This is a genomic window from Ruegeria sp. BH6 (assembly GCF_056538105.1).
Genome location: NZ_JBQFSR010000001.1, coordinates 818,332 through 842,817, shown reverse-complemented (window position 1 = coordinate 842,817; position 24,486 = coordinate 818,332). Strand labels below are relative to the sequence as shown.

At 57.1% G+C, this 24,486-nt stretch carries 27 protein-coding genes; 14 read left to right on the top strand and 13 right to left on the bottom strand.

Going from position 1 to position 24,486, the window contains the following annotated elements:
- Nucleotides 1-48 precede the first annotated feature (48 nt).
- Together tgt and ACR0B8_RS04155 are read right to left on the bottom strand one after the other, a co-directional pair.
- A complete protein-coding gene (gene tgt / locus ACR0B8_RS04160) occupies nt 49-1,179 on the bottom strand; it encodes a tRNA guanosine(34) transglycosylase Tgt (protein ID WP_170358262.1) in 1,131 nt (376 codons plus the stop codon).
- Nucleotides 1,180-1,245: 66 nt separating this feature from the next.
- Nucleotides 1,246-2,157, bottom strand: a complete 912-nt coding sequence (locus tag ACR0B8_RS04155; RefSeq protein WP_480657993.1) for a nucleoside hydrolase — start codon at nt 2,155-2,157, stop codon at nt 1,246-1,248.
- A gap of 174 nt (nt 2,158-2,331) precedes the next feature.
- On the opposite strand from ACR0B8_RS04155, the gene ACR0B8_RS04150 reads away from it, so the two are divergent.
- From ACR0B8_RS04150 to ACR0B8_RS04140, 3 genes are all read left to right on the top strand, one after another.
- Nucleotides 2,332-3,222 carry an SPFH domain-containing protein gene (locus ACR0B8_RS04150; RefSeq protein WP_170348566.1) on the top strand — a complete coding sequence of 297 codons (891 nt, stop codon included), beginning with the start codon at nt 2,332-2,334 and terminating at the stop codon, nt 3,220-3,222.
- Nucleotides 3,222-3,500, top strand: coding sequence for an NfeD family protein (locus tag ACR0B8_RS04145; RefSeq protein WP_170348565.1), 279 nt, complete (start codon nt 3,222-3,224; stop codon nt 3,498-3,500). Before ACR0B8_RS04150 ends, ACR0B8_RS04145 begins: the two co-directional genes overlap by 1 nt.
- A 96-nt stretch (nt 3,501-3,596) precedes the next feature.
- A complete protein-coding gene (locus ACR0B8_RS04140) occupies nt 3,597-3,959 on the top strand; it encodes an SUF system Fe-S cluster assembly protein (protein ID WP_425080714.1) in 363 nt (120 codons plus the stop codon).
- Between the two features lie 221 nt (nt 3,960-4,180).
- Here the strand turns inward: ACR0B8_RS04140 and ACR0B8_RS04135 are convergent, their stop codons facing one another.
- The gene (locus tag ACR0B8_RS04135) at nt 4,181-4,516 is read right to left on the bottom strand and encodes a hypothetical protein (protein WP_170358260.1); all 336 of its coding nucleotides are present in this window, start codon (nt 4,514-4,516) and stop codon (nt 4,181-4,183) included.
- A gap of 179 nt (nt 4,517-4,695) precedes the next feature.
- On the opposite strand from ACR0B8_RS04135, the gene ACR0B8_RS04130 reads away from it, so the two are divergent.
- The gene (locus ACR0B8_RS04130; protein ID WP_170358258.1) at nt 4,696-5,061 is read left to right on the top strand and encodes a HesB/IscA family protein; all 366 of its coding nucleotides are present in this window, start codon (nt 4,696-4,698) and stop codon (nt 5,059-5,061) included.
- Nucleotides 5,062-5,201: 140 nt separating this feature from the next.
- Nucleotides 5,202-5,951, top strand: a complete 750-nt coding sequence (gene tpiA / locus ACR0B8_RS04125; RefSeq protein WP_170505146.1) for a triose-phosphate isomerase — start codon at nt 5,202-5,204, stop codon at nt 5,949-5,951.
- An 8-nt stretch (nt 5,952-5,959) separates the two neighbouring features.
- Here the strand turns inward: tpiA and ACR0B8_RS04120 are convergent, their stop codons facing one another.
- The 6 genes from ACR0B8_RS04120 to ACR0B8_RS04095 form a co-directional block, all read right to left on the bottom strand.
- Nucleotides 5,960-6,271 carry a DMT family transporter gene (locus ACR0B8_RS04120; protein ID WP_170358254.1) on the bottom strand — a complete coding sequence of 104 codons (312 nt, stop codon included), beginning with the start codon at nt 6,269-6,271 and terminating at the stop codon, nt 5,960-5,962.
- A 161-nt stretch (nt 6,272-6,432) separates the two neighbouring features.
- A complete protein-coding gene (locus tag ACR0B8_RS04115) occupies nt 6,433-7,809 on the bottom strand; it encodes a TRAP transporter large permease (RefSeq protein ID WP_480636501.1) in 1,377 nt (458 codons plus the stop codon).
- Nucleotides 7,809-8,486 (bottom strand): TRAP transporter small permease, encoded by a 678-nt coding sequence (locus ACR0B8_RS04110; RefSeq protein ID WP_480657675.1) that lies wholly within the window; start codon nt 8,484-8,486, stop codon nt 7,809-7,811. The genes ACR0B8_RS04115 and ACR0B8_RS04110 overlap by 1 nt, the downstream gene beginning before the upstream one ends.
- A gap of 120 nt (nt 8,487-8,606) precedes the next feature.
- Nucleotides 8,607-9,608: a DctP family TRAP transporter solute-binding subunit gene (locus tag ACR0B8_RS04105; RefSeq protein ID WP_302476798.1), complete on the bottom strand. Its 1,002-nt coding sequence runs from the start codon at nt 9,606-9,608 to the stop codon at nt 8,607-8,609.
- Between the two features lie 374 nt (nt 9,609-9,982).
- Nucleotides 9,983-11,212: a sigma-54-dependent transcriptional regulator gene (locus ACR0B8_RS04100; RefSeq protein WP_170358252.1), complete on the bottom strand. Its 1,230-nt coding sequence runs from the start codon at nt 11,210-11,212 to the stop codon at nt 9,983-9,985.
- Entirely contained in the window at nt 11,209-12,942 is a 1,734-nt protein-coding gene (locus tag ACR0B8_RS04095) for a sensor histidine kinase (RefSeq protein WP_480657677.1), read from the bottom strand. Before ACR0B8_RS04095 ends, ACR0B8_RS04100 begins: the two co-directional genes overlap by 4 nt.
- A 47-nt stretch (nt 12,943-12,989) precedes the next feature.
- Between ACR0B8_RS04095 and ACR0B8_RS04090 the strand changes: the two genes are divergently transcribed.
- On the top strand, nt 12,990-14,162 hold the full coding sequence (locus ACR0B8_RS04090; protein WP_226688806.1) for a cytochrome P450: 1,173 nt from the start codon (nt 12,990-12,992) through the stop codon (nt 14,160-14,162).
- 6 nt (nt 14,163-14,168) lie between these two features.
- Here the strand turns inward: ACR0B8_RS04090 and ACR0B8_RS04085 are convergent, their stop codons facing one another.
- Nucleotides 14,169-14,648 (bottom strand): Lrp/AsnC family transcriptional regulator, encoded by a 480-nt coding sequence (locus tag ACR0B8_RS04085; protein ID WP_170348555.1) that lies wholly within the window; start codon nt 14,646-14,648, stop codon nt 14,169-14,171.
- Between the two features lie 141 nt (nt 14,649-14,789).
- Between ACR0B8_RS04085 and cobA the strand changes: the two genes are divergently transcribed.
- The 7 genes from cobA (at nt 14,790) to infC (ending at nt 20,413) form a co-directional block, all read left to right on the top strand.
- Nucleotides 14,790-15,566, top strand: coding sequence for a uroporphyrinogen-III C-methyltransferase (gene cobA / locus ACR0B8_RS04080; RefSeq protein WP_413247478.1), 777 nt, complete (start codon nt 14,790-14,792; stop codon nt 15,564-15,566).
- Entirely contained in the window at nt 15,566-15,880 is a 315-nt protein-coding gene (locus ACR0B8_RS04075; RefSeq protein ID WP_170348553.1) for a DUF2849 domain-containing protein, read from the top strand. Before cobA ends, ACR0B8_RS04075 begins: the two co-directional genes overlap by 1 nt.
- 66 nt (nt 15,881-15,946) lie before the next feature.
- On the top strand, nt 15,947-17,611 hold the full coding sequence (locus ACR0B8_RS04070; protein ID WP_170358243.1) for a nitrite/sulfite reductase: 1,665 nt from the start codon (nt 15,947-15,949) through the stop codon (nt 17,609-17,611).
- Complete coding sequence (locus tag ACR0B8_RS04065; protein ID WP_170348551.1) at nt 17,601-18,362, top strand: phosphoadenylyl-sulfate reductase; 762 nt, start codon at nt 17,601-17,603, stop codon at nt 18,360-18,362. The genes ACR0B8_RS04070 and ACR0B8_RS04065 overlap by 11 nt, the downstream gene beginning before the upstream one ends.
- Nucleotides 18,359-18,766, top strand: coding sequence for a DUF934 domain-containing protein (locus ACR0B8_RS04060; protein WP_170348550.1), 408 nt, complete (start codon nt 18,359-18,361; stop codon nt 18,764-18,766). The genes ACR0B8_RS04065 and ACR0B8_RS04060 overlap by 4 nt, the downstream gene beginning before the upstream one ends.
- A gap of 106 nt (nt 18,767-18,872) precedes the next feature.
- Nucleotides 18,873-19,706 carry a ferredoxin--NADP reductase gene (locus ACR0B8_RS04055; RefSeq protein ID WP_170358241.1) on the top strand — a complete coding sequence of 278 codons (834 nt, stop codon included), beginning with the start codon at nt 18,873-18,875 and terminating at the stop codon, nt 19,704-19,706.
- 116 nt (nt 19,707-19,822) lie between these two features.
- Nucleotides 19,823-20,413 carry a translation initiation factor IF-3 gene (gene infC, locus ACR0B8_RS04050; RefSeq protein ID WP_437436676.1) on the top strand — a complete coding sequence of 197 codons (591 nt, stop codon included), beginning with the start codon at nt 19,823-19,825 and terminating at the stop codon, nt 20,411-20,413.
- Nucleotides 20,414-20,491: 78 nt separating this feature from the next.
- On the opposite strand, the gene ACR0B8_RS04045 is transcribed toward infC, so the two are convergent.
- Both ACR0B8_RS04045 and ACR0B8_RS04040 read right to left on the bottom strand, forming a co-directional pair.
- Entirely contained in the window at nt 20,492-21,808 is a 1,317-nt protein-coding gene (locus ACR0B8_RS04045; RefSeq protein ID WP_226688509.1) for an aspartate aminotransferase family protein, read from the bottom strand.
- Nucleotides 21,805-22,584: a beta-keto acid cleavage family enzyme gene (locus tag ACR0B8_RS04040; protein WP_226688510.1), complete on the bottom strand. Its 780-nt coding sequence runs from the start codon at nt 22,582-22,584 to the stop codon at nt 21,805-21,807. The genes ACR0B8_RS04045 and ACR0B8_RS04040 overlap by 4 nt, the downstream gene beginning before the upstream one ends.
- Nucleotides 22,585-22,673: 89 nt before the next feature.
- Between ACR0B8_RS04040 and ACR0B8_RS04035 the strand changes: the two genes are divergently transcribed.
- A complete protein-coding gene (locus ACR0B8_RS04035) occupies nt 22,674-23,573 on the top strand; it encodes a MurR/RpiR family transcriptional regulator (RefSeq protein WP_226688511.1) in 900 nt (299 codons plus the stop codon).
- Between the two features lie 43 nt (nt 23,574-23,616).
- Here ACR0B8_RS04035 and ACR0B8_RS04030 read toward each other — a convergent pair whose 3' ends face one another.
- Nucleotides 23,617-24,408, bottom strand: coding sequence for an FAD binding domain-containing protein (locus ACR0B8_RS04030; protein WP_170348546.1), 792 nt, complete (start codon nt 24,406-24,408; stop codon nt 23,617-23,619).
- Nucleotides 24,409-24,486: the final 78 nt, after the last annotated feature.

Genomic DNA, 24,486 nt, shown 5'->3' with positions numbered 1-24,486 from the left:
GTCCGTAGATTACCAAAAAATCAACGTTCTGTCATCAAGGGTTCAGCGCTACAGCGGTTCGATATCGCCTTGCGCCCGCTGTGCGTGAAACTCTGCCTGCCAAGCCTCGAACATACCGGCTGCAATGGCGTCTCGCATGCCCTGCATGATTTCCTGAAAGTAATGCAGGTTGTGCCAGGTCAACAGCATGCCCGAGATCATCTCGTTAGACCGGAACACGTGATGAAGGTAGGCCCGCGAATAGTTCGAACAGGCCGGGCAAGAGCATGCCTCATCCAGCGGTCGCGGATCATCGGCGTGACGGGCGTTCTTGATGTTCACAACGCCATAGCGAGTGAACACCTGGCCAGTGCGCCCCGAACGTGAAGGCAAGACGCAGTCCATCATGTCGATGCCACGCGCAACTGCGCCGACGATGTCGTCCGGCTTGCCGACCCCCATCAGATAACGCGGTTTATCGGTGGGCAAGAAGTCAGGCGCATAGTCGAGGCAATCGAACATCGCTTCCTGCCCCTCACCCACAGCCAGACCACCGACTGCGTAACCTTCGAAACCGATGGCTTTCAGGGCCTCAGCGCTTTCTTCGCGCAAGTCCTGTTCCAAACCGCCTTGCATAATGCCGAACAACGCGTGACCAGGGCGATCCCCGAAGGCATCGCGTGAGCGTTCGGCCCAACGCATCGACAGGCGCATCGACTCGGCGATGCGGTCGCGGTCGGCAGGCAAGGCGGGGCATTCGTCGAAACACATGACAATGTCAGACCCCAGCAAGCGCTGAATCTCCATCGACCGTTCCGGCGTCAGCTCGTGTTTGGATCCATCGACATGGGATTTGAACGTCACGCCCTTTTCGGTCAGCTTGCGCAGACCGGCCAGTGACATGACCTGAAACCCACCCGAGTCCGTCAGAATGGGTCGGTCCCAGTTCATGAATTTGTGCAACCCACCCAACCGGTCGATACGTTCCGCCGTGGGACGCAGCATCAGGTGATAGGTGTTGCCCAGCAGAATATCCGCCCCGGTCGCCCGCACACTTTCCGGCATCATCGCCTTGACCGTCGCTGCGGTGCCCACTGGCATAAAGGCCGGCGTGCGCACTTCACCCCGCGGCGTGTTAATCACACCGGTTCTGGCCTTGCCATCGGTGGCTTTCAGGTCAAATGAAAAACGCTCGGTCATGGGGGGGTGCCTCGGGGTCTCTGAACCGGGCAGCATTTGCCCGATCTGTCGGTCCAATGCAACCCGTCAGGGAAGCGAGGCGACGCGGTCTGTGAACAGATTCACCACCCCTGCCCCATCTACATCCCGACACACACGAACCGGAGGTCGCGAAGGATCGGGACGAGTCGCGCCAACTTCAGCCCCCTCGGTCGCCACGCGCAAACCTGTTTCGACCATATCGAACATTGGTTCATGGGTGCAGGCAATCACAGCCGTCGAGTCGTGTAACCCACATCCCTCTAGCCCGCCAACCTCTTTGTAGAACTTCAAATAGAACCGAGAGATATCGCGCAGGAACCCACCCATATTTGGTGATCGGCCCGCCAACGCCTCGAAATTCGCGGTTTCATAAAGGGTTTTCAACGTCACATCCAAACCCACCAATACGGTCTGTGGTGGTGCAGCGAATACCTTATCTGCAGCCTGGGCGTCGTGATAGATGTTTGCTTCGGCGAATTGAGTGACGTTTCCGGGGCAGTAAACCGCGCCCCCCATAATCACCAACCGTTTGATATTTGTCGCAAACTGCGGATCCAAACGCATAGCAGCGGCGACATTCGTCAGTGGACCAACTGCGCAAACGACTAACTCGTCCTTATGTTCACGCGCCATATCGACCAAAAACTCAGCTGCTGTCAGCGTATGATTGGCTCCAATCTCTGGAATCTCGGTCACATCGCCAAAACCTTCAGGCCCATGCACATGATCCGAGGGGTCATGACTACTTTGTCCCACTGCAAAGGCCGCACCTTCGGCCACTGGTACTTCCAACCCAAGTTTGTCCAGCAAATACCGCGCATTGCGGCTGGATTGATGAATATGTGTATTGCCGAAGACCGTCGTCAGACCGATCAGGTCAATTTCTGGCGCGGCAGCGGCATAAGCGATGGCCATGGCATCGTCGATGCCGGGATCTGTATCGATGATCAGTTTCATAGCGCCCGATACCGCAAACAAGTCGGGATGCAAAGCGGTCACATTCCTGAATTTCCACCCCGCATCCGCAGCTTCAAAGATTTGCATCTGCGACCGTTCACCCCATACCAGAGTTGAAATCGGGCGACTCAATCCCCACATGTATACCATAGTACACAATAAAAGAGGACAGATATGATCGAAGACCAGATTATTGGCTTGCTGACGTCCAATATCATTTACGTGCTGGCGGCGGTGCTGATCGTCGTTGTCATTTTCAAGGGCATTAAAATCGTCCCTCAATCGGAAAAATACGTGGTCGAACGGTTTGGCCGCCTGCATTCGGTGCTTGGCCCCGGCATCAATTTTATCGTTCCTTTTCTGGATGTTGCACGTCACAAGATATCTATTTTGGAACGCCAGTTGCCCAACGCGACCCAAGATGCGATTACCAAAGACAATGTTCTTGTGCAGATCGACACCTCGGTGTTTTATCGCATTCTCGAACCGGAAAAGACGGTGTATCGTATCCGTGATGTAGACGGTGCGATTGCGACAACTGTGGCCGGCATTGTACGGGCGGAAATCGGTAAAATGGACTTGGATGAGGTCCAATCGAACCGCGCACAACTGATCGAACGCATTCAGGAAAGTGTCGAAACCGCCGTGGATGACTGGGGTATCGAAGTGACCCGGGCCGAGATTCTGGACGTGAACTTGGATCAGGCCACCCGCGACGCGATGCTGCAGCAGCTGAACGCGGAACGCGCCCGCCGTGCGCAGGTAACCGAGGCCGAAGGTCAAAAGCGCTCGGTCGAGTTGCAGGCAGATGCCGAACTGTATGCCGCCGAGCAAACCGCCAAGGCCCGCCGCATTCAGGCCGAGGCTGAAGCTTATGCAACCGGCGTGGTCGCCAAGGCCATTCAGGACAACGGCATTGAAGCCGCGCAATATCAGGTTGCCCTGAAGCAGGTCGAGGCTCTGAACGCCCTGGGCAACGGAACCGGTTCGCAAACGATCGTTGTGCCCGCCAATGCGCTGGAGGCCTTTGGCGACGCCTTCAAGATGCTAAAAGGAGGAAAATAATGGCCGATCCCTTCTGGCTGACCTGGTGGTTATGGCTGGCCGGAGCGCTGGCCTTGGGTATCCTTGAGATCGTACTGCCCGGCTTTATCTTTCTGGGCTTTGCGATCGGGGCCGCTGTTACAGGGGTGTTGCTGGTTATCCCCGGTCTCACACCATCACTGCCAATCCTTCTGTTGATCTTTGCGGCATTGTCGCTGATCGCCTGGTTGGTGTTGCGCCGGGTGTATTCCCTGCCCCATGGTCAGGTGAAAACCTTCCGGCACGACATTAACGATTAAAAGTTTCTGGCGCCCCTCAGGGGGCGTCATTGCGCCTCTGGACGCTGCCGTTGGCTTTCCCTATATAATTGCTCAGGTAACAGACCCGAGGCACAAATGACTCATCCGAGTGAACACCTAGAAGGCACCCCGCTGATTGCACCTTCGAGCGTTGAACACCCCCTATATGACAACGTGGTAGAAGCCTGCCGCTCGGTCTTTGACCCTGAAATTCCGGTTAATATCTACGACCTTGGTCTGATCTACACGATCGATATCAATCAAGAAAACGCAGTGAAAATCATCATGACGCTGACCGCACCCGGCTGCCCGGTTGCCGGTGAAATGCCTGGTTGGATCGTCGAAGCGGTAGAGCCCGTCGCAGGCATCAAAGAGGTTGACGTCGAGCTGACATGGGAACCCCCCTGGGGCATGGAAATGATGTCCGACGAAGCGCGACTTGAGCTTGGCTTTATGTAAGCCGGGCAAATATCCCCCTGACATAAAAGCTTTATATTTCTGTCATCACCGCGTTGAAAAACCGTTACCAAAACCTGGTGATAGTTTCCACGTGTCCATGCTTGCACCCCACCAAGCGCTGGCCGGGCCTGTGCTTGCCCCCCCGTTAAAGACCCGGCTTAACGACCAGAACACTAGACCGCTCTTGCCCGAGAGCGGTCTTTTTCATGCCAAAGCGCAACTTATTGCACGCCACATTTGGATTTAATTTCCGCCGCTCGTTCATCTAAGGCTTTTACGTAATCGCCTGACAACATGGACAATCTCTTGTTTTCGGTTCCTGTTATAAGACCCAAAAGCGCCCCAGCGGGCAGAATTGATACGACACTTTCCACCTGTTGATCTTGCGCATGCTTTTTTTCGGCCGCAATTGCGCGCAGGTCACCTTCGGCAGTTGCACAATTAACGGGGTGTCTTTCCAGCTTTGCCTCAGCTAAAGCCACGCTTGCAAGTAACGGAGACATGGCAACAACCGACGCCAATGCAATGCTTTTGCAGGTAAAATTAATCTTGGTCATTTTGCTTCACCCTATATCTAACTGCCTGAAATTACCCGTGCTCAGCTAAGGTCAGCATGTTTCAAAACGCAAGAACAATCACCAACGCTCCGAATTGTTAGGTAAGAATGGCTGCTATGCCTTGAGCCATTGTCCTGTCGGTACTAAATTGAGGGCTACGCGCGACAACGGAGATCACAATGTTCGGCATTCCCGGCAAACAGGCCGTGACCATGACGCCTAAGGCGGCAGAGCAGATTGCCCGCCTGATGGATACTGGCGGCCATGCGGGCCTGCGCATCGGCATCAAAAAAGGTGGCTGCGCTGGCATGGAATACACGATGGACTATGTCGATCAGCCAGAAACGAACGACGAAGTCGTAGAACAGGATGGCGCACGGATCATGATTGCACCGATGGCGCAGATGTTCTTGTTCGGAACCGAGATCGACTATGAGGTCTCGCTGCTGGAATCCGGGTTCAAGTTCCGCAATCCAAATGTCGTTGACGCTTGTGGGTGTGGCGAATCGATTAAGTTCGACGAAAAACTGTCTTCTCAATCTTAAGTCCCCCGAAGTTAACGACCCCCTACCTTCGACTGCGGTGGAAGCTGCCGTTTTGATGGCTGCGCTGGAACCGCAATTGTCAGCCCGAGCTGGCAATGCTATCCGGTTCCAGAATTTACGAATTTCAAGGAGATCGGGATATGCGGCGCAAGCTGGCAGCTGGGAATTGGAAGATGAACGGAACCACAGCAGCGCTGAGCGAGTTGGACGCTCTGGCGCGCGCCTTTCCTTCGCCGACGATCGACATTCTGATCTGCCCGCCTGCAACAATGCTGCACCGTGCCGCCGAAACTGTACGCGAGACCGGTGTCGCCACGGGAGGACAGGACTGTCACGCTGCGCCCTCGGGCGCGCACACGGGTGATATCAGCGCGGATATGCTAGTCGATGCCGGAGCCAATGCCGTCATTCTGGGCCATTCCGAACGTCGCGAAGATCACGGTGAACAGAACGAAACCGTCCGCGCCAAGGCCCGCGCAGCCATGGATGCCGGGTTGAAGGCGATCATTTGCGTCGGCGAAAGTCTGGAACAGCGTGAGGCCGCCAATACGCTGGATATCATCGGCGGCCAATTGTCGGGTTCGATCCCGGATCAGTCGACCGGTGAGAATCTGATCGTCGCTTATGAGCCGATCTGGGCCATCGGCACTGGAAAGGTGCCTACGCTGGACGAAATCGGAGAGGTTCACGATTTTATCCGCAACCGTCTGGAGCGGCGCTTCGGTGAAGGAGTCGGGCGGTCCGTGCGCCTGCTGTATGGGGGGTCGGTCAAGCCCGACAATGCCGCCGATATCTTTGCCGTGTCGAATGTGGACGGCGCGCTTGTCGGTGGCGCCAGCCTGAAGGCGCAGGACTTCTCGGGCATTATTGATGCGCTGCAAAAGGCCTGAGCGGCAGCTCAGGCCAGTTTCATTGTCACCAGACCTGTCACGATCAGAACCGCCGCGATGATACGCGCGGCATTTACTGTTTCGCCCAACAGCATGATTCCGACAAGAAACGCCCCTACTGCGCCGATGCCGGTCCAGATGACGTAGGCCGTGCCCAAGGGCAGTGTACGCATCGCCATGGCCAGCAAACCGAACGAGCCAACCATGGACACCCCCATGATGGCGGTCGGCCAAAGCCGCGTGAAACCCGCGGATTGCTTCATGGCGACGGCCCACACGATTTCAAGCAGGCCAGCGAACAACAGATAAATCCAGGACATAAGGACACCTCGAAACTCTTCGGGTCGTCCCGAATGATCACCCTAATGGGGAGGTCGTCCTCTGCCACCGATGTGGGAAGGTTGGCCACAACTTCAAGTGGCTGGCAAAGAAAAAGGCCGGGCAGATTGCGCTGCCCGGCCTGAACGAAGGGTTCTCTTCGCTAGTTCGTTATGATTTCCGGCCCCATGAAGGTATTGGGCAGGAAGGTCGATATCCACGGGATATACGTCACCATGATCAGGAAGACGAACAGAACGGCCAGGAACGGCAGCGCCGCCTTCACCACACCCATCATCGGCATGCCCGCCACGCCGGATGTCACGAACAGGTTCAAACCGACTGGGGGCGTGATCATCCCGATCTCCATGTTCACCACCATGATGATGCCCAGATGGATTGGGTCGATGCCCAGCTCAATCGCAATCGGAAAGACCAGTGGTGCAACGATGACCAGCAGGCCCGAGGGCTCCATGAACTGACCACCGATCAGCAAGATCACGTTTACCACGATCAGGAACGTCACCGGTCCCAGACCCGCCGACAACATGGCGCTGGCGATATGCTGTGGCACCTGTTCGTCCGTCAACACGTGCTTGAGGATCAGGGCGTTGGCAATGACGAACAGCAGCGTGACGGTCAGTTTACCAGCCTCGAACAAGGTGTGTTTGGTGTCAGGGTGGAAGAAGGCCGTGATCAGTGCATAGGGTTTCTTGATCAGCGGCAGGTTCGCCTGACCATCTTCCGTGCTAAGCGGCCCCATATCCTTGTAGACAAAGCTAGCAATCAGGAACGCATAGACGGCAGCCACAGCCGCAGCTTCGGTTGGGGTAAAGATACCGCCATAGATCCCGCCAAGGATGATGACGATCAGGAACAGACCCCAACCGGCTTCGCGCGCCGAAGTAAAGACCTCGCCCCACCCTTTCCATTCACCTTTCGGCAGGTTCTTGACCTTTGCCATGACATAGATGGTGATCATCAGCATCAGACCGGCCATCAGGCCCGGAATAACACCGGCAAGGAACATACGCCCGACCGAGACTTCAACGGCCGCGGCATACACAACCATCACGATTGACGGTGGGATCAGAATGCCCAGCGTACCCGCGTTACAGATCACACCGGCGGCGAATTCCTTGGAATAGCCCACCTGGCGCATCCCGGCGATCACAATCGAGCCGATGGCCACAACAGTCGCCGGAGACGATCCGGACAGCGCCGCGAACAACATACAGGCAAACACGCCCGCAATTGCAAGACCGCCCGGCAAATGGCCCACACAGGCAATCGAAAACCGGATGATCCGCCGCGCTACACCGCCCGTCGTCATGAATGATGACGCGAGGATAAAGAACGGGATCGCCAGCAGTGTGAAATGCCCCTCAAACGCTTCGAACAACGTGCCAGCCACCGAAGCCAGCGAACTGTCGGAATACATCAGCAGGAACAGGGTCGAGCTTAGGCCCAGAGCCACCGCAATCGGAACCCCGATCAGCAGCAGGCCGATGACCATCGAGAAAAGGAATACAACGTCCATCAGTCATGCTCTCCTTGCTGAGCGCGCACTTCTTCGATCTCGTCCTCAACCTCATGGCTGGCGACAATGCGATCGGCCTCGCCCCGCCAAATCTGAATGGCGGCCTGCGTAAAGCGGATCACCAGCAGCAGCATCGACAACGGTAGGATGAAATACGGGACGACTTTAGGCAGTTTCTCGTAGGCCTCGTCGTAGTTGATCATCGCTTCCAGGAATCGCAGCGGCGCGACCATGGGGATATCGTCGACCTCGTAGAAACTCTGACTACGGGCGTCGAAATTGAAACCTGTCGGGAACCAACGGCCCGACGTGGGCGGCAGATCAGCGAATACAGCCCAATAGTCATACGCGCCTTTGAGCATCAGCAGCGAAAACACCAGACAGCACCCCACTGCAACTAACGCCAGAACACGACGTGGCGCCGGGGCCAGCATATTCAGGATGGCATCCACACCCAGATGCGCGTGCTTTTTCACCGCATATGACGCCCCCAGCAGCACCAGCCAGCCAAAGGTGAACACCGTCAGCTCAAGCGCCCACAGAATGTTGGAATTGAACACGAACCGCGCGATCACATTGGCAAAGGTCACGACCGTCATCAGGCCCAGCAACAACGCGATCAGGGTTTCTTCGATATGGTCGACCAGCCCGCCTTGGCCGGATTTCGCACCAGACATCTCTTTAGTCCCCGCAAATTTTTTGTGATGAGAGTGATAGCGGGCGGGCCTGTTATGTCGGCCCGCCCGGCCTGCGCGTCAGCAACTCCCCAGCCCCCTGACGCGCGGCCTCAACCGGGATCAGAACCCGGCGTTGATTGCCTGAGCAGCGTCGATCTTGTCCTGACCCACGTCGTCGGCGAACTTGTCCCAAACCGGTTTCATCGCATCGACCCAGGCCTGACGCTGTTCGGGGTTCAGATCACGAATGATTCCACCCGCGTCGGTGATCGAGGCTTTGGCCGCTTCGTTCACAGAAAAGGCTTCTTTGTTCCGGGTCTCGGTAACCTCTGCCAGAATGGTCAGAAACTGTTCACGCACTTCAGGATCAAGGCTGTCCAGCCAATCCACCGAGGTCACGACCAGATAGTCGATAATGCCGTGGTTGGTCTCGGTGATGCCGTCCTGCACCTCAAAGAACTTCTTGCCATAGATGTTCGACCAGGTGTTTTCCTGCCCGTCCACAACGCCCTGTTGCAGCGCGCCGTACACTTCCGAGAATGCCATTTTCTGCGGGCTGCCGCCGATGGCCTCCATCTGTGCAACCAGCACGTCCGAAGACTGAACGCGGAACTTCAGGCCATCCGCATCCGACGGATCAACCAGCGGTTTGTTGGCCGACATCTGCTTCATACCATTGTGCCAGAACGCCAGACCTTGCAGGCCACGGCGCTGCATGCTGTCTTTCATTGCCTGACCTTCCGCCGAGGCCTGGAATGCATCCACAGCGTCGATGTTCTTGAACATGAACGGCAGGTCAAACAGGCGGAACTGCTTAGTGAACTTCTCGAATTTCGACAGCGACGGTGCAGCCAATTGCACGTCGCCCTGCAGCATCGCCTCAAGCACCTTGTCGTCGTTATAAAGTGTTGAGTTCGGATAGACCTCAACGCACATCACGCCGTTCATCTCATCATTCACGCGCTGTTCCAGCAGCGATGCCGCGATGCCTTTGGGGTGCTTATCAGTGTTCGTCACATGCGCAAACTTCACAACGATTTCACCATCGTCGCAAGCCGCCATGCCAGTCGTCGCAATTGCGGACAGTGCAATCGCCGTTGCAGCGGTTGTCAGAAATTTCATCAGCCTTTTCCTCCCGGACTTCCTAGATACTCCAATTGGCGCTTGATCAGCGCCGGATGCCGGGAAGTGAACTGAATCAGCAGGTACGGCTCAACGATTTGTTACAGCGCGCCACATTCGAATTTTTTCCCTTTTAAATTAATCTGTTAAATGGTGCGCTTTCGATTTACCTATAACGAAACATGACCCGCTGTGTGAAAATCCGCACACGCCTGACGATCGTTGTGCGGATTCTCGCACTTCTCTCGAATCACTTCGAAAGAATCACGTCTCTCTTGGCTTGATCCAACCGCAGCTCGCACCAGCGGGCTGCCCTGCCCAACGCATTTAACCGCATGATAATGCGGTCAAAGGGGGGGCGGGAGAACCTGTGACTACCTGCGGTAATCCTCTGGGCGAATCTGATATCTGGCCAGTTTGTCATAGAAGGTTTTGCGCGGCAGCTTCAGCGCCTTTGCCGCCTCTGATGCCTTGCCGTTGTGCCGCCCCAGCGCTGCAATCAGCAATGACCTCTCAACCCGCGCCATCTGTTCGCTCAGCCCCAAGTCGACGGCTTGTGAAACCTCTTCGGGCATCCCCAGAACAAACCGCATCGCCGCTGACATCAAGGATCGCGCGTTCCCTGGCCATTCTCTGACCATGAGCGTGGCGAGATGATCCGAAGTTATCTCGGGTTCCGCAATGCCCGACTGTTCGGCGGCCTGAGCCACATAATGGCGAAAGATCACCGGTATATCCTCAGGCCGTTCCGCCAAAGACGGAATGCGCACGCGCATCACATCCAAGCGATAGAACAGGTCCGCATGAAACCGCCCCTCAGCAGACAGTGCGGCCAAATCCGCCGTTGTGCCCGCCAAAATACGCGCGCCCACGCCCTGCTCGACCAACTCCAGCGCGGCATACTGAGTGGCCTCTGGCATAGCTGAAATCTCATCCAAAAACAGTGATCCCCCCGCGGCATCTTCGCAGACCTGGATCAGCGCCTCAGGCGTCAAACCCGATGACGGCTGTTTCACGAACGAGCCATGAACCTGCGGCGACATCAGATGAACGACCTCGGCCACTTTCGAAATCCCGCTGCCTGCGGGCCCGGTAACCAGCACCTCGGCCCCGGTGGGGGCGACAGTCCGAACACGCTCTCTCAACGCTTCGGCCTGTGCGGATAGACCGAACAGCAACCGCGCGGCCGGATCTCCGCGCATCAGTTCGTTCTTCAAGGCTCGCCGTTCCAGAACCTGAGCGCGAGCAGCAAAAGCCTTATTCAACACCTCAAGCAGGTCCGCAGCCGCACAGGGTTTTTCCAGAAAATCGAAAGCGCCCTGTCCCATGGCCCGCACTGCCATGGGAATATCCCCTTCGCCTGTCAACAGAACAACCGGCAGTTCCGGGTCGACCTCATTCGCGTAGTTCAAAAGATGAAACCCGTCCCGCCCCGGCATGCGGATATCCGAAACGATCACACCCGGAAAATCATCGCGAATGTGGTCCTTGGCCGCCACAAACGACCCCGCCGTGACCGGATGGTATTCTGCTAATTCCAGCGTCTGCGCCAATGCCTCGCGCACGGCGGCGTCATCATCGACCAATAGAACCTTGCGCGTCATGCCACTTTATCTTCCCGGTAATATTCAAGCTCGACTGTAAACATCGCACCTGTTCCGGCGTTGGACCCCCGAATGTTACCGCCAAAACTCTGTACCAGACCATACGAGATCGAAAGGCCAAGACCCATCCCTTCGGACGAACCAACAGCCTTTGTCGTGTAGAACGGCTCGAACAGTTTTTCCGTGTTTTCAATGCCCGGCCCGATATCTCGCACAGTAACAGTCAGCTTCTTTCCGTTGTTGATTGCAATTCGAATAAGCCGATCATCCTGCTGGCTCATCGCGTCTGCGGCGTTGTTGATCAGGTTTACAAAGACCTGAACCAGTCGCACTTCCCCGCCCCACGCATATACCGGCGTTTCCGGGGGATGCCATTCCATCGTGACGCTCTCGGCACGCAAGCGCGCTTCGGTCAGCTCCACAGCCGTGTCAATCACCTGCACCAGATCGACCTTGCCCATTGGTTCACTTTCATTGCGGGCAAAAGCGCGCAGGTTTTTGATGATCCGCGCCATCCGGGCGGCCATATCAGAAATGCGTGTCAGGTTTTCGCCAGCCTTTTCTGCGCGGCCTCGCGACAGGAACGCAGCCCCATTGTCAGCAAATTGACGGATCGCCATCAGAGGTTGATTCAATTCATGACTGATGCCTGCCGACATCTGACCCAATGCGCTTAGTTTGCCGGCCTGAATAAGTTCCTCCTGTGCGTGTTTCAACGCGGCCTCAGCCTCTTGCCGCTCGTGAACCTCGCGGCGCAAAGCAGTGTTGACCGCCGTCAGAGCATGGGTGCGCTCGGCGACGCGAATCTCAAGTTCCGAATTGGCCTCGGCCAGGGTACGCCTGCGCTCGGTCGCCAGAAACAGCAGGGCGCCAAAGGCCAGGCAGATCGCCGCAACGGTAGCCGCCTGCAATCCGGCCAGTCGCCGTGCGGGCGCCACATCCATGACCACTTCGCCCGTCATACCGATCACCGGCAAATCCCGACTGAGATGTAAGGCGCGCTGCGGCAGATATGGCCCCCACCCAAGCTGCCATAACTCGAACGAACCAAGGCGGGTTTCGGAAAACACAACCCTTTCACCGCTCGGAGGGATCAATCCCAATTGCCCCTCTGTGCGTTGCCAAAACAACAATTCAGATCGGTTGGAAATGAACACCAAGCCGGTGCGATCAACAAAGTATACGGCTTCGGTGCTACCGCGCCAGGTCTGCTCGATACCCTCGACATCGGCGATGACGATCAAAGCGCCTAAGACTTTACCATTGGGTGCAAAGTCCGGCGCAGCGTAGGTGAAAATCCGGCTTCCCATCTTGGGCAGGACGCCGTGGGAACTGCCTAATGCGCCTTGCATCGCACGTTCGAACGCAGGTTGACCCGAAACATTGCCGCCTACAACGTCATGCGCTGCCGCCAATACGCGCCCCGAAGCATCAGCATACAAAACATCGACAGCCGCAGTTTTGTCAGCAACCTCCAGCAACAAGGCACGGGCAACAGCCAAATCCACAGGATTGTTCAGGTTGCGCAATTCAGGGTGCCCTGACATTAGAACGGCCAGCTCCTGATACACCTGCAACTGAGTACTGAGCCGATCTGCAGCCAATTCCAGATCCGCTTCGGCCTTTTCACTCAGCTGCGACAGCGCCTGCCGATACCCATAAGACCACACCCCGGCGGACAACAGCCCGACGACACACAGAAAACCCAAGATCAACCAAACCCTTTGCATGACTTAGGGTCTTGCATTCGACGGACCACATGGCAAGTCTGCCGAGCATGAAGACGGTGTTCCAATCCCCGGTCGAACCGGTTTTTGTTCAAAACCCCTATCAGTTCTATGACGCCGTTCGTGCGCATGGGGACCTTGTATATTGGGAGGATTACCAGAAGGTCGCAGCAGTTTCGCACCGGGCTGTACAGGCCTTCCTGAAAGATCGCCGCTTTGGTCGGGAAGTTCCCACCGAACTGCAACGCCCTGGGCCCGAACACTTGGCGCCCTGGTTGATGACCGAGGCGCATTCCCTGCTTGAGGCTGAACCACCCCGCCACACGCGGCTGCGCGCGTTGGTCATGCGCGCCTTTACGTCGCGTGCGATTGTCGCGTTGGAACCTTCCATCCAAGACCTCAGCCACAGCTTGATCGACCAATTCCCCGGCACGCCTTTCAACCTGCTGGACGCGTTTTGCACGCAGGTTCCCGTGATCACCATCTGCCGTCTTCTGGGTGTACCCGAAGAAATGTCGCCGGATCTGTTACGATGGTCGCATGCCATGGTGGCAATGTATCAGGCCAGCTGGACACGCCAGACCGAGGACAAAGCCGCAGACGCCGCGCGTGATTTTACACTTTTCCTCACTGACTATATCGAACAGCGCCGGACCGATCCCCAGGACGATCTGATCACCCGCTTGATCGCGGCCGAGGAAGAGGGTGAAAAGCTTTCGCACGATGAACTGGTCGCCACCTGCATATTGCTGCTGAATGCGGGGCATGAGGCGACGGTTCATTCATTGGGCAACGGTGTGAAAACGGTTCTGCAACTGGGATTTGATCCCCGAACTTGTGATCCGGACAGGTTGGTCGAGGAAATCCTGCGTTACGATCCGCCCCTGCATTTGTTCACCCGCTATGCGTATGAAGATGTTGAGGTTTTCGGCCACGACTTCAAACGTGGAGAAGAGGTTGCCCTACTACTGGGTGCCGCAAACCGTGACCCTTTGATCTGGAGCGATCCGGGGCGCTTTGACCCCTCGCGCCCGATTGTCACCAATACCAGTTTCGGTGGCGGTTTGCATTTCTGCGTCGGTGCCCCGCTGGCCCGGTTAGAGATGCGAATTGCGTTACAAGCGTTGTTCGACCGATGCCCAGAGCTGCGCTTGGTCGACGAACCGGAGTATTCGAATACCTATCATTTCCACGGGCTGACCCGGTTGATAGTTCAGCTCTAAGCGGCTTTAGCTTTCGATCAGCGCATTCAGCGGCAGCATTGTGGTGGATTTGATCTCTTCCATCGACAGCAAGGCGGTCACGTTATGCACGCGCACCTCAGAAATTAGGGTCTGATAGAAGACGTCATAGGCCCGCGCGTTTTTGACCCGCACCTTCAGGATATAATCAATGTCGCCGGCCAGTCGGTGTGCCTCTTGCACTTCGGGCCGGTCACGCAGGGCCTTGAGGAACTTGCGCTGCCATTCTGCCTCATGTTCAGAGGTTCGGATCAGAACGAAGAATGTGGCCTCAAACCCCAGCGCTTCGGCGTCCAGCAAAACGGTCTGCTGACCGATGACTCCGGCCCCTTTCAGCTTGCGGATTCGATTCCAGACGGGGGTCTTGGAGCTGCCGACACGGGCGGCTATTTCATCCAGCGATTGGCTGGCATCGCGCTGTAGCTCGGCCAAAATTTTCCGATCCGTGTCATCTATCCGCACCGACATTCCAATTTTCCCTTTGTTTCGAAACCAACGTCCCAATTGGCGATGCCAGAAGAACATTTGTCCTTATTTGGTCGCCCATATGGCGCAATACCGGGAATATTTCCTATATTGCAGGTCAAGTCAAACCAAGCGGAACAGAACATGCAGTTTACGCATTCATATGATGGCACAGGGCACGTCGACTTTGTCGGCGCAGGTCCGGGCGATCCGGAATTGCTGACGCTCAAGGCGCTGAAAGCCTTCGCGCGCGCTGACGTCGTACTGCATGACCGCCTGATCAGCGCCGAGGTTCTGGAACTGGCTGGAAAGACCGCTGTTCTGGTCGATGTCGGCAAGGCCGGGTTTGGTTCGTCATGGAAGCAGGAAGACATTGATGCCCTGCTTGTGGATTACGCTCTGAAAGGTCAGCGCGTGGTACGGTTGAAGTCTGGCGATCCGACCGTTTTCGGGCGCTTGGATGAAGAGATCGAAGCAGTTGAGGCCGCAGGCATCACCTGGCAAATCGTGCCTGGCATCACTGCTGCGTCGGCAGCTGTCGCCGGGATTGGTCAAAGCCTGACCCGCCGTGGCCGCAACTCGTCCGTGCGCATCCTGACAGGCCATGACATGAAAGGATTTGCCGATCACGACTGGACCGCACTGGCACGTGCTGGTTCCGTAGCGGCGATCTATATGGGTAAGAAATCCGCCCGCTTCATTCAGGGCCGCCTGATCATGCACGGTGCCGACCGGGACACGCCGGTGACGCTGGTCGAAAATGCCTCGCGCCCCGACCAACGCATTCTGGCCACCAATCTGGACCAACTGCCTAATGACCTGGCCGCCGCTGAAATGGACGGCCCCGCCCTGACCTTTTATGGCCTCGCCCCGCGCCAAGCGGCCCAGGCCCTGACCGAATTCAAGAAGGAGCACGCCTGATGGCCCGCGCTTTTACCCCCAAAGTAGTGACTGCCAACGATCTGTTGGAAGGTGACGTTATTTACCTGACCGAGGACGACCGCTGGTCGCGTGATCTGCGCGAAGCGGAACTGATCACTGACGAAGCACATGCGCAGGTTCGCTTGCTGGATGCCCAACGCCAGGCCAACAAGATTGTCGGTGCCTATCTGGCGGATGCCGTCGCTGGCGCAACCGGCCCCGAACCCACCCATTTCCGCGAGGATTTCCGCCGTACCGGCCCGTCAAACTATGCCCACGGCAAGCAGGAAACAGCAACGCAGCCCCGGGCCTGACCTCTGGCCTACTCTCTCCCCTTCAAGGCCCCTTGGTATCGGGGCTGCAACTAAGGACAGCTAGACATGTATCGCTACTCCGAATTTGACCACGATTTTCTGGCAGAGCGTAACGCACAGTTCCGCGCCCAGGTCGAGCGCCGCATTGACGGTTCGCTGACCGAAGATGAATTCAAGCCCTTGCGCCTGATGAACGGCCTGTATCTGCAGTTGCACGCCTATATGCTGCGCGTCGCGATCCCTTACGGCACGCTGTCCAGTGCGCAAATGCGCCAGCTGGCTCTGCTGGCCGAGAAATGGGACAAGGGCTATGGCCATTTCACCACCCGCCAGAACATTCAGTACAACTGGCCGAAACTGAACGACGTTCCGGATATGCTGGACGCGCTGGCCGAGGTTGGCATGCATGCCATCCAGACCTCGGGCAACACCATCCGCAACGTGACAGCCGACCATTTTGCCGGCGCCGCGGCTGATGAGGTCGCCGATCCACGCCCCTATGCCGAACTTCTGCGCCAGTGGTCCACCGACCACCCGGAATTCCAGTTCATGCCGCGTAAGTTCAAGATTGCCATCACCGGCTCGGAAGAGGACCGCGCCGTGATCAAGGCGCATGACATTGGCCTGCAACTGATCGAGCGTGACGGCGTTCTGGGTGCCCGCGTCATCGTGGGTGGTGGTCTGGGCCGCACGCCGATGATTGGCAAGGAACTATCCGAATTCGTCGCCTTTGACGACCTGTTGGCGTATCTCGAAGCCACCGTTTCTGTGTGGAACCAGATCGGTCGCCGCGACAACAAGTACAAGGCGCGCATCAAGATCACCGTGCATGAACACGGCATTGACGCAATCCGCGCGAAGGTTAACGAACGCTTCCTGCAGGTTCGCTCGCAGTTCAAAGGGGCCGATATGGCCCTGCTGGAGGAAATCAAGGGCCACTTCGCCCCGCCTGCCTTCCGCGAAGGTTCGGTTGCGTCGTTTGAAAGCGCCTACACCAACGATCCGGTCTTCCGCTCGTGGGTCGACACCAACATCGCGCCGCACAAGAACGCGGATCATGCGATTGTTACGATCTCGATCAAAAAACACGGCGCGACACCGGGTGACGCGACTGCCGAGCAGATGCGCGTGATGGCCGATCTGGCCGAAGAGTTTGCCTATGACGAGCTGCGCATCAGCCATGAGCAGAACGTGATCCTGCCGCACGTCCACAAGTCGGACCTGCCCGCGATCCACGCGAAGCTGAAAGAGTACGAGCTGGCGACCGCCAACATCGGCCTGATCAGCGACATCATCGCCTGCCCTGGCATGGACTACTGCGCCCTGGCGACAGCGCGCTCAATCCCTGTTGCCCAGGAAATCGCGACTCGCTTTGATGACCTCAAGCTTGAGCATGATATCGGCCACTTGAAGATCAAGATCTCGGGCTGCATCAACGCCTGTGGTCACCACCACGTTGGTCATATCGGTATTCTGGGTCTAGACCGTGCAGGCGTCGAAAACTACCAAATCACTCTGGGTGGTGACGGCACCGAGAACGCGGCCATCGGCGATCGCACGGGTCCCGGCTTTGCCTATGACGAAATCGTGCCTGCCGTGGAACGCATCGTTGACACGTATCTTGAGCAACGCGAAAGCGCAGAGGAAGAATTCCTGCAAACCTATCGCCGGGTAGGCATGGCACCATTCAAGGCTGCCCTCTACCCCGAGGCGCAGGCCAATGCCGCTTGACCTAATCCAGACGGAACTGGGTAAAGATCGTGCTGAACTGACCGAACAGGTCGAAGCACTGAACGCCCAGTTCCGCCATCACAGCGCTCATGATGTGATGCACGGTGCGATTGAAGAGATCGACGAGCTTGCTCTGGTCTCAAGCTTTGGAGCTGAATCGGTTGTGCTGCTGCATATGGCGGCAGTGGTGAACAAGGCCACACCGGTTTTGTTTGTGGATACGCAAATGCTGTTTACCGAAACGCTGGAATACCAGCAGGAGGTGAGCGAGCGTTTGGGCCTGTCGAATGTCCGCATCATTCGGGCCGAGGACGAAGACCTTGAGCGTGACGACCCATACGGTGCTTTGCGGCTGAACGACATGGATGCGTGCTGCAACCTGCGCAAGACCTTCCCGCTGCAAAAGGCACTGGCGGGATTCGACGGCTGGATTACCGGGCGCAAACGGTTCCAGTCCGGCTCGCGGTCCGCCCTGGATTTCTTTGAGGTCGAGGACGGAACCGGTCGGATCAAGGTCAACCCGCTGGCCCATTGGGCGCCCGAAGATGTGCGCGCCTATATGGAAGAGAACAACCTGCCCCGGCATCCGCTGGTGGCCAAAGGATACCCTTCGATCGGTTGTGCGCCCTGCACCTCGCCGGTCAAAGAAGGCGAAGATCCCCGCGCCGGACGTTGGCGCGATCAGAACAAGGAAGAATGCGGCATCCATTTTGTCGATGGTAAGATGGTGCGCGCAGGAGAGAAAACATGAACGTAATCGTAACGGATACGGGGTTCGCCCCCGATGACTGGACCGATGGCTTTGTCACACTGGAAGATGCGGCCAATGATGTGGTCGCACTTGACGTGGCCTCGGATACGGACCCGGATGAGTTGTTTGACCGCCTAGGCAACGCCAAAATGGTGCGTGTAGACTTTCCATCCTCGGCCGATGGTCGCGGCTTCACCATTGCGCGTGTCCTGCGCCTGAAAGGTTACACCGGTCGCCTGCGTGCCAAGGGTCATGTGCTGGCCGACCAATACGCGATGGCCCGCCGCAGTGGCTTTGACGAGGTTGAAATCGATCACGCGCTTGCCAATCGTCAGACCGAAGATCAGTGGCTGGCCCGCGCCAACTGGAAAGATCACCACTATCAGGACCGCCTGCGCGGCTGAGATCGCAATCGCCAGCTTGTGACTAAAGGGGGCAAACTGTCCCCTTTTCCTGCCTTGAAACAACGTTTAAACGGAGATGCCGGTCACGCTGACCGACAGTGAAACCATGACAGAGATGAAGCCCGTGACCGAAGCAACCGCCGTGAAGGCCCCCGTTCTGCCGGACGCCCAGACCGTAACCGACGTCAAACACTGGACCGACAGCCTGTTCTCGTTCAAGGTGTCGCGCCCTGCCTCGCTGCGGTTCCGCTCGGGTGAGTTCGTGATGATCGGCCTGTTGGGCGACAACGGCAAGCCGCTGTTGCGCGCATATTCCATCGCCTCGCCATCTTGGGACGAAGAGTTGGAGTTCTACTCGATCAAGGTGCAGGACGGCCCGCTGACTTCGAAACTGCAGCACATCAAGCCAGGTGACCAGATCATCCTGCGGCCCAAACCCGTTGGCACGCTGGTCCATGACGCCCTGCTGCCTGGCAAACGCCTGTGGTTCTTCGCCACCGGCACCGGCTTTGCCCCCTTCGCTTCGCTGCTGCGCGAGCCGCAGACCTATGAGGATTATGACGAGGTCATCATCACACACACCTGCCGCGAAGTGGCGGAACTGGAATACGGCCGTCAGTTGATCGAAAGCATCCGTCAGGACGAGATGCTGGCCGAATTGATGGGTGAAGGCTTTGCCGACAAGATTCGCTATTACCCCACCACGACCCGCGAAGAGAGCCCCAAGATGGGCCGCATCACCAACCTGCTGAAGGACGGGACCGTGTTTGCCGATCTGGGCATCGAAGGCGGCATCAACCCTGACACCGACCGTGCCATGGTCTGCGGTTCGCTGGCCTTCAACCTGGACATCAAGGCGATCCTGGAAGAGTTCGGCCTGCGCGAAGGCGCCAATTCCGAACCCAAGGAATTCGTGATCGAAAAGGCCTTTGTGGGCTGATCTTCTGTCGCGGGCCGCTGGAATTACCGTGGCTCGCGCATAAACCCGCTGCAAACCTGTGAATTTCAGCCATTTCCGCGCGGATGGCGCTTGAAACGGGCCGCGCAGCAGTCTAAATTTCGGGCTCGAAATTCTGCAATCATCAAAGGAATGAACCAATAGCTCGCAGACCTCACAACGCGCCGCCGCAGCGAGACACCGGCCCGCGCGTCAATGATAAGATCCGTGCCCCCGAAATTCGCCTGATTGGCGCCGAAGGTGAAAACGTCGGGGTGGTTCATCCCGCCAAAGCAATGCAAATGGCCGCCGATGTCGGACTTGATTTGGTTGAAATCTCGCCCAATGCGAACCCGCCTGTCTGCAAGATCATGGATTTCGGCAAGTTCAAGTACGAACAGCAGAAACGCGAAAGCGAAGCACGCAAAAAGCAAAAAATCATCGAGGTGAAAGAGGTCAAATTCCGACCCAACACCGATACGCATGATTATGATGTGAAAATGCGCAACGTGTTCAAGTTTCTTGAAAACGGCGACAAGGTCAAAGTCACCCTGCGTTTCCGTGGTCGTGAAATGGCGCACCAGAACCTGGGCCGTGAGTTGTTGGAACGCGTGGCCGAAGACGTCAAGGATCTGGGCAAGATCGAAAACATGCCCAAAATGGAGGGCCGTCAGATGATCATGATGATCGGGCCTCTGCCACAGAAATAAAGTTCTCACAGAATGAATGATCAAAGCCCCCTTTTCATAAGGGGGCTTTTTTCATTTCAAGCGCGCTGTCCCATACCGCTAGATCACGGACGCAATAGCCTTGCTCAGCTTGCTGACCATCTCATCAATCTGCGCGTCTTCGATGATGAAGGGCGGTGCCAACAGGATGTGATCCCCCAGCTGCCCATCGCGTGTGCCAGACATGGGATAGCAGATCAGGCCTTCGGCCAGCGCGGCCTTTTTGATCTTGCTAGCCACCCCAAGCGCGGGGTCAAGCGGTGCCTTGGTGTCACGATCCGCCACCAGTTCAATGCCCCGAAACAATCCCCGACCCCGGATATCTCCGACATTCGGATGCTGGCCCAAAGCAGCCTCAAGTTTGGATTGAACCCTTTGACCCATGACCGCCACCCGAGCAGGCAGATCGCGTTGTGTCATTTCGCGGACAACTGCCAGGGCTGCCGCTGTCGCGACCGGATGGCCGATATAGGTGTGGCCGTGCTGAAAAAAACCAGACCCATTGCGGATCGCTTCAAAAATCTGTGCGGTACACATCATCGCGCCGATGGGTTGGTATCCAGCGCCCAACCCTTTGGCGATACATAGAATATCCGGGGCAACCCCTTCGTGATCACAGGCAAACAGATGCCCGGTCCGACCCATACCGCACATCACCTCATCCAGGATCAACAACACACCATACTGGTCGCAGATTTCGCGGATGCGTTTGAAATACCCCTCAACCGCTGGCACCGCGCCCAAGGTCGCGCCAACAACCGGCTCGGCCATGAACGCCATCACGGTATCAGGGCCCAGCCGCAGGATCTCGGCTTCAAGCTCATTGGCCACGCGCTGACCGTAGTCAAAGCTGCTCTCGCCGTCGGGTTTCTCCGCGTATTCATAACAGGGCGCGATATGAGTCATCTCGATCAGCATCGGTGCGAACTGCGCCCGCCGCCACGCGTTACCTCCGGCTGACAAAGCCCCCAGAGTGTTCCCGTGATAGCTCTGCCGCCGGGCAATTACATGTCGCCGCTCAGGCTGGCCAATTTCCAAATAGTACTGCCGCGCCAGCTTGATCGCAGCCTCGGTCGCCTCGGATCCACCCGACACGAAATACACCCGGTCCAAGTCACCCGGAGCATGCTCGACCAGCAAATCCGCCAACGCTTCGGCCGGTTCCGAGGTCATGAACCCGGTATGCGCAAAGGCGATCTGTTCCACCTGTTCCTGCACTGCCCGGATGACGGATGGATTGGAATGCCCCAGACACGACACCGCAGCATCACCACAATCCAGATAGCGGCGGCCCTGCGCATCAAACAGGTAACACCCGTCCCCACCAGCCGCGATCGGCAGCTCTGATTTTGTATGGCGTGGAAATACGTGACTCATTTGACTGCCCCTTCCAACTTGGCAACAAGCGCCGACACCGACTCGGCATTGTCTTTCCAAGGGGTTCCGCTCTCATCGGTCAGGCTGTTTTCAAACCCGACGCGAACGTCCCCGCCCTCCCCAGCAGCGTATGCCAGACAGGCATGTTCATGCGAGCCAAAGGCACACACCATCCATGGCGACGACCCTTTGGTAAATCTGTCCAGGTCCTGCGGGGTAGATTGCTGGCCGGCCGTATAGCGCCCCAGAACAAAAATACACTCCGCCTGATTTTCACGCACAATTCCGGCCTTTTGCCATTGCGCCAGCAAGTCGGCATCGTCAGCATCGTACAGAATATGCTGCACCCGTGTCCCCTGCGCAGCACACAGGCCGTAAACCCGGTCGGCCGATTCAGTCGAGCGCGCAATCTCCCGTATGGAAATCGACGCCCAATCCGGGCACACCTGCTCCAGACACGCAAACTGGGCGACCACATCGAACACGCCCGCGGCCTCGGTCGTGATTTGCAAGTCCAGCCCGGGTACACTCTGACGCAGCGCGGCCATCGTTTCCCGGTATTGACCAGCGTCCAGAGAATGCTGCCCCTCCGCATCCCTGATATGCAGATGCAATCCGTTCGCGCCCGCCGCAAAACAGGCGCGTGCGGTCTGGATGATCTGATCAGTGGATACCGGTAATTCCGGGTGATCCGACACCCCACGCCGCGCGCCATTTGGGGCGACAAGAACATAGGGCCGTCCAACAGTTTGGATTTTTGATTGCGAGTCCGACATGCACATTCCTCGGCTAATACTTGCCCTATCTAATCTGCAAAAAATTGTTTTTTACTTGCTAATTGCATAACATTTGTTCTTTTACAGCTATGAACAGCACACCAACCCAGATCATCGACCATCTGCGTCAAGAGATTGAACAGATGCCAGCTGCCCTGCAAGCTGCTGCCAAATACATCATCGACTACCCCGGAGACTTCGGCCTTGATCCGATTCGTACCACAGCCACCCGGATCGGCGTCAGCTCGAATGTTCTGGTTCGATTGGCGCAACGCATGGGTTTCGATGGTTTCGAGGCCTTCCGCACCCCGTTCCGAAATGCTCTGGTTACCGACAGGGAAAGCGATCTGGGACAAGATTGGCTGACAGCCCTTCAATCCGAGGATACTTTTGGCACCTTTCAAGCCAAACTGGTGCAGAACGAACAGAACGTCGTCACACGGTCGCTGCGCCTTATGAAACTCGAAGGAGTGCGCGAGGCCATCCAGTACATGAACACGTCTCACCGGTGTTTCGTGACGGCCACGCGTGCCAGCTATGCGCTGGCATATTATTTTTCCTATACAGGACGCATGGCGCATCCGGGCATTCAACTTGTGCCGCGCCATGTAGGATCTGCAACTGATGATCTGTTGGACGCAGACCATCGCGATTGCCTGATTGCCATCACTGTTCATCCCTACTCGGCAGATACAATCCAATCGATGCGAATTGCGAAGCAACAGGGGCTGCGCCTGATCCTGATCTCGGACAGTGACGTGATTGCACCAGGTGTCGAGCCTGATGTTGCCTTCACCGTCAGCACCCGCGCCCTGCATCCGTTTTCCTGTTTCGCCGGCGCAATGGCCGTACTGGAGTGCCTGCTGGGTCATCTTTTCGACGCAGGAGGTGAAGCGGCCCGTCAACGGCTGGAAGCCTATCAAAAAGCCCGCGAAGACACCGGCGCGTATTGGCAGCCCTCAAAACCTCCAAGACTACGCCGCACGTAAAAAGCCCCGACTTGCGGCCGGGGCTTCAAGGGTTTTCTACCATTCACATACAGGCTTCGACGGCCCGTTTTGTCATGACACCAACAAGATGCGCGCGGTATTCTTTGCTACCATGCAGATCACCGATCATGTTTGCCGGATTGATACGTAGATCCATCAGAGCATCGGCCCTGAACTCTTTGTTCAAAGCTTCCTCCGCTTCGGACCAACGGAAGACACCGTCTTCACTGGCGCCGGTCACAGCAACGCGCACCCCATCCGCAAAACGTGCAAGGTAGACGCCAACCAGTGCAAACCGCGACGCAGGCTGGAGGAACTTCTGGTAGCTCGCCGCCTGTGGCACCGGAAACCGGACTGTGGTGATGATCTCACCTTCATCCAGCGCGGTTGAGAACATCCCTTCAAAGAAATCATCCGCCGCAATCTGGCGCGTATTGGTGATAATTGTCGCGCCCGACCCCAAAACGCCCGCCGGATAGCAAGCTGCAGGATCGTTATTGGCAACCGAACCGCCAATGGTGCCGCGATTGCGCACCGCGGGGTCACCAATCTGACCAGCCAACGCCGCCAGTGCAGGATAGCTGCCCGCCGCCTCTGCCGCGACGGTTGCATGTGTTGTCGCTCCCCCAATCGACACCGAGCCGTCGTCGTCGACACATACACCCTTCATCTCGGCAATCCCGCTCAGCGAGACCAGAGCGGAAGGTGCCGCCAGCCGTTGTTTCAGCGTCGGAATCAGTGTTTGCCCGCCTCCTAGGGCTTGGGCATCCTCAACCGCCAGAGCAGCAACCGCATCCGCAATGGTCGAGGGTTTCTCAAACTCGAAATTGTACATTTCGTCTTCCTTTCCGAAAGGCGCGGAACCGCCCTTCATCTGGCTGTAATTATTTCGGAGAGCGCGAGGGATGGCCCC

Excerpts from the sequence above, each read along its gene's own strand:
- ACR0B8_RS04100 (WP_170358252.1), bottom strand. The coding sequence starts at position 11,212 with ATGACGCGCAAGGTTCTATTGGTCGATGATGACGCCGCCGTGCGCGAG.
- ACR0B8_RS04105 (WP_302476798.1), bottom strand. The coding sequence starts at position 9,608 with ATGAAATTTCTGACAACCGCTGCAACGGCGATTGCACTGTCCGCAATT.
- cobA (WP_413247478.1), top strand. The coding sequence starts at position 14,790 with ATGCAGTTTACGCATTCATATGATGGCACAGGGCACGTCGACTTTGTC.
- ACR0B8_RS04040 (WP_226688510.1), bottom strand. The coding sequence starts at position 22,584 with ATGTCGGACTCGCAATCAAAAATCCAAACTGTTGGACGGCCCTATGTT.
- ACR0B8_RS04120 (WP_170358254.1), bottom strand. The coding sequence starts at position 6,271 with ATGTCCTGGATTTATCTGTTGTTCGCTGGCCTGCTTGAAATCGTGTGG.
- ACR0B8_RS04090 (WP_226688806.1), top strand. The coding sequence starts at position 12,990 with ATGAAGACGGTGTTCCAATCCCCGGTCGAACCGGTTTTTGTTCAAAAC.
- ACR0B8_RS04060 (WP_170348550.1), top strand. The coding sequence starts at position 18,359 with ATGAACGTAATCGTAACGGATACGGGGTTCGCCCCCGATGACTGGACC.
- ACR0B8_RS04045 (WP_226688509.1), bottom strand. The coding sequence starts at position 21,808 with ATGAGTCACGTATTTCCACGCCATACAAAATCAGAGCTGCCGATCGCG.
- ACR0B8_RS04070 (WP_170358243.1), top strand. The coding sequence starts at position 15,947 with ATGTATCGCTACTCCGAATTTGACCACGATTTTCTGGCAGAGCGTAAC.
- ACR0B8_RS04110 (WP_480657675.1), bottom strand. The coding sequence starts at position 8,486 with ATGTCTGGTGCGAAATCCGGCCAAGGCGGGCTGGTCGACCATATCGAA.
- tpiA (WP_170505146.1), top strand. The coding sequence starts at position 5,202 with ATGCGGCGCAAGCTGGCAGCTGGGAATTGGAAGATGAACGGAACCACA.
- ACR0B8_RS04035 (WP_226688511.1), top strand. The coding sequence starts at position 22,674 with ATGAACAGCACACCAACCCAGATCATCGACCATCTGCGTCAAGAGATT.
- ACR0B8_RS04140 (WP_425080714.1), top strand. The coding sequence starts at position 3,597 with ATGACTCATCCGAGTGAACACCTAGAAGGCACCCCGCTGATTGCACCT.
- ACR0B8_RS04075 (WP_170348553.1), top strand. The coding sequence starts at position 15,566 with ATGGCCCGCGCTTTTACCCCCAAAGTAGTGACTGCCAACGATCTGTTG.
- ACR0B8_RS04065 (WP_170348551.1), top strand. The coding sequence starts at position 17,601 with ATGCCGCTTGACCTAATCCAGACGGAACTGGGTAAAGATCGTGCTGAA.
- ACR0B8_RS04085 (WP_170348555.1), bottom strand. The coding sequence starts at position 14,648 with ATGTCGGTGCGGATAGATGACACGGATCGGAAAATTTTGGCCGAGCTA.
- ACR0B8_RS04055 (WP_170358241.1), top strand. The coding sequence starts at position 18,873 with ATGACAGAGATGAAGCCCGTGACCGAAGCAACCGCCGTGAAGGCCCCC.
- ACR0B8_RS04150 (WP_170348566.1), top strand. The coding sequence starts at position 2,332 with ATGATCGAAGACCAGATTATTGGCTTGCTGACGTCCAATATCATTTAC.
- ACR0B8_RS04030 (WP_170348546.1), bottom strand. The coding sequence starts at position 24,408 with ATGTACAATTTCGAGTTTGAGAAACCCTCGACCATTGCGGATGCGGTT.
- ACR0B8_RS04155 (WP_480657993.1), bottom strand. The coding sequence starts at position 2,157 with ATGAAACTGATCATCGATACAGATCCCGGCATCGACGATGCCATGGCC.
- ACR0B8_RS04095 (WP_480657677.1), bottom strand. The coding sequence starts at position 12,942 with ATGCAAAGGGTTTGGTTGATCTTGGGTTTTCTGTGTGTCGTCGGGCTG.
- ACR0B8_RS04145 (WP_170348565.1), top strand. The coding sequence starts at position 3,222 with ATGGCCGATCCCTTCTGGCTGACCTGGTGGTTATGGCTGGCCGGAGCG.
- ACR0B8_RS04135 (WP_170358260.1), bottom strand. The coding sequence starts at position 4,516 with ATGACCAAGATTAATTTTACCTGCAAAAGCATTGCATTGGCGTCGGTT.
- tgt (WP_170358262.1), bottom strand. The coding sequence starts at position 1,179 with ATGACCGAGCGTTTTTCATTTGACCTGAAAGCCACCGATGGCAAGGCC.
- ACR0B8_RS04115 (WP_480636501.1), bottom strand. The coding sequence starts at position 7,809 with ATGGACGTTGTATTCCTTTTCTCGATGGTCATCGGCCTGCTGCTGATC.
- ACR0B8_RS04130 (WP_170358258.1), top strand. The coding sequence starts at position 4,696 with ATGTTCGGCATTCCCGGCAAACAGGCCGTGACCATGACGCCTAAGGCG.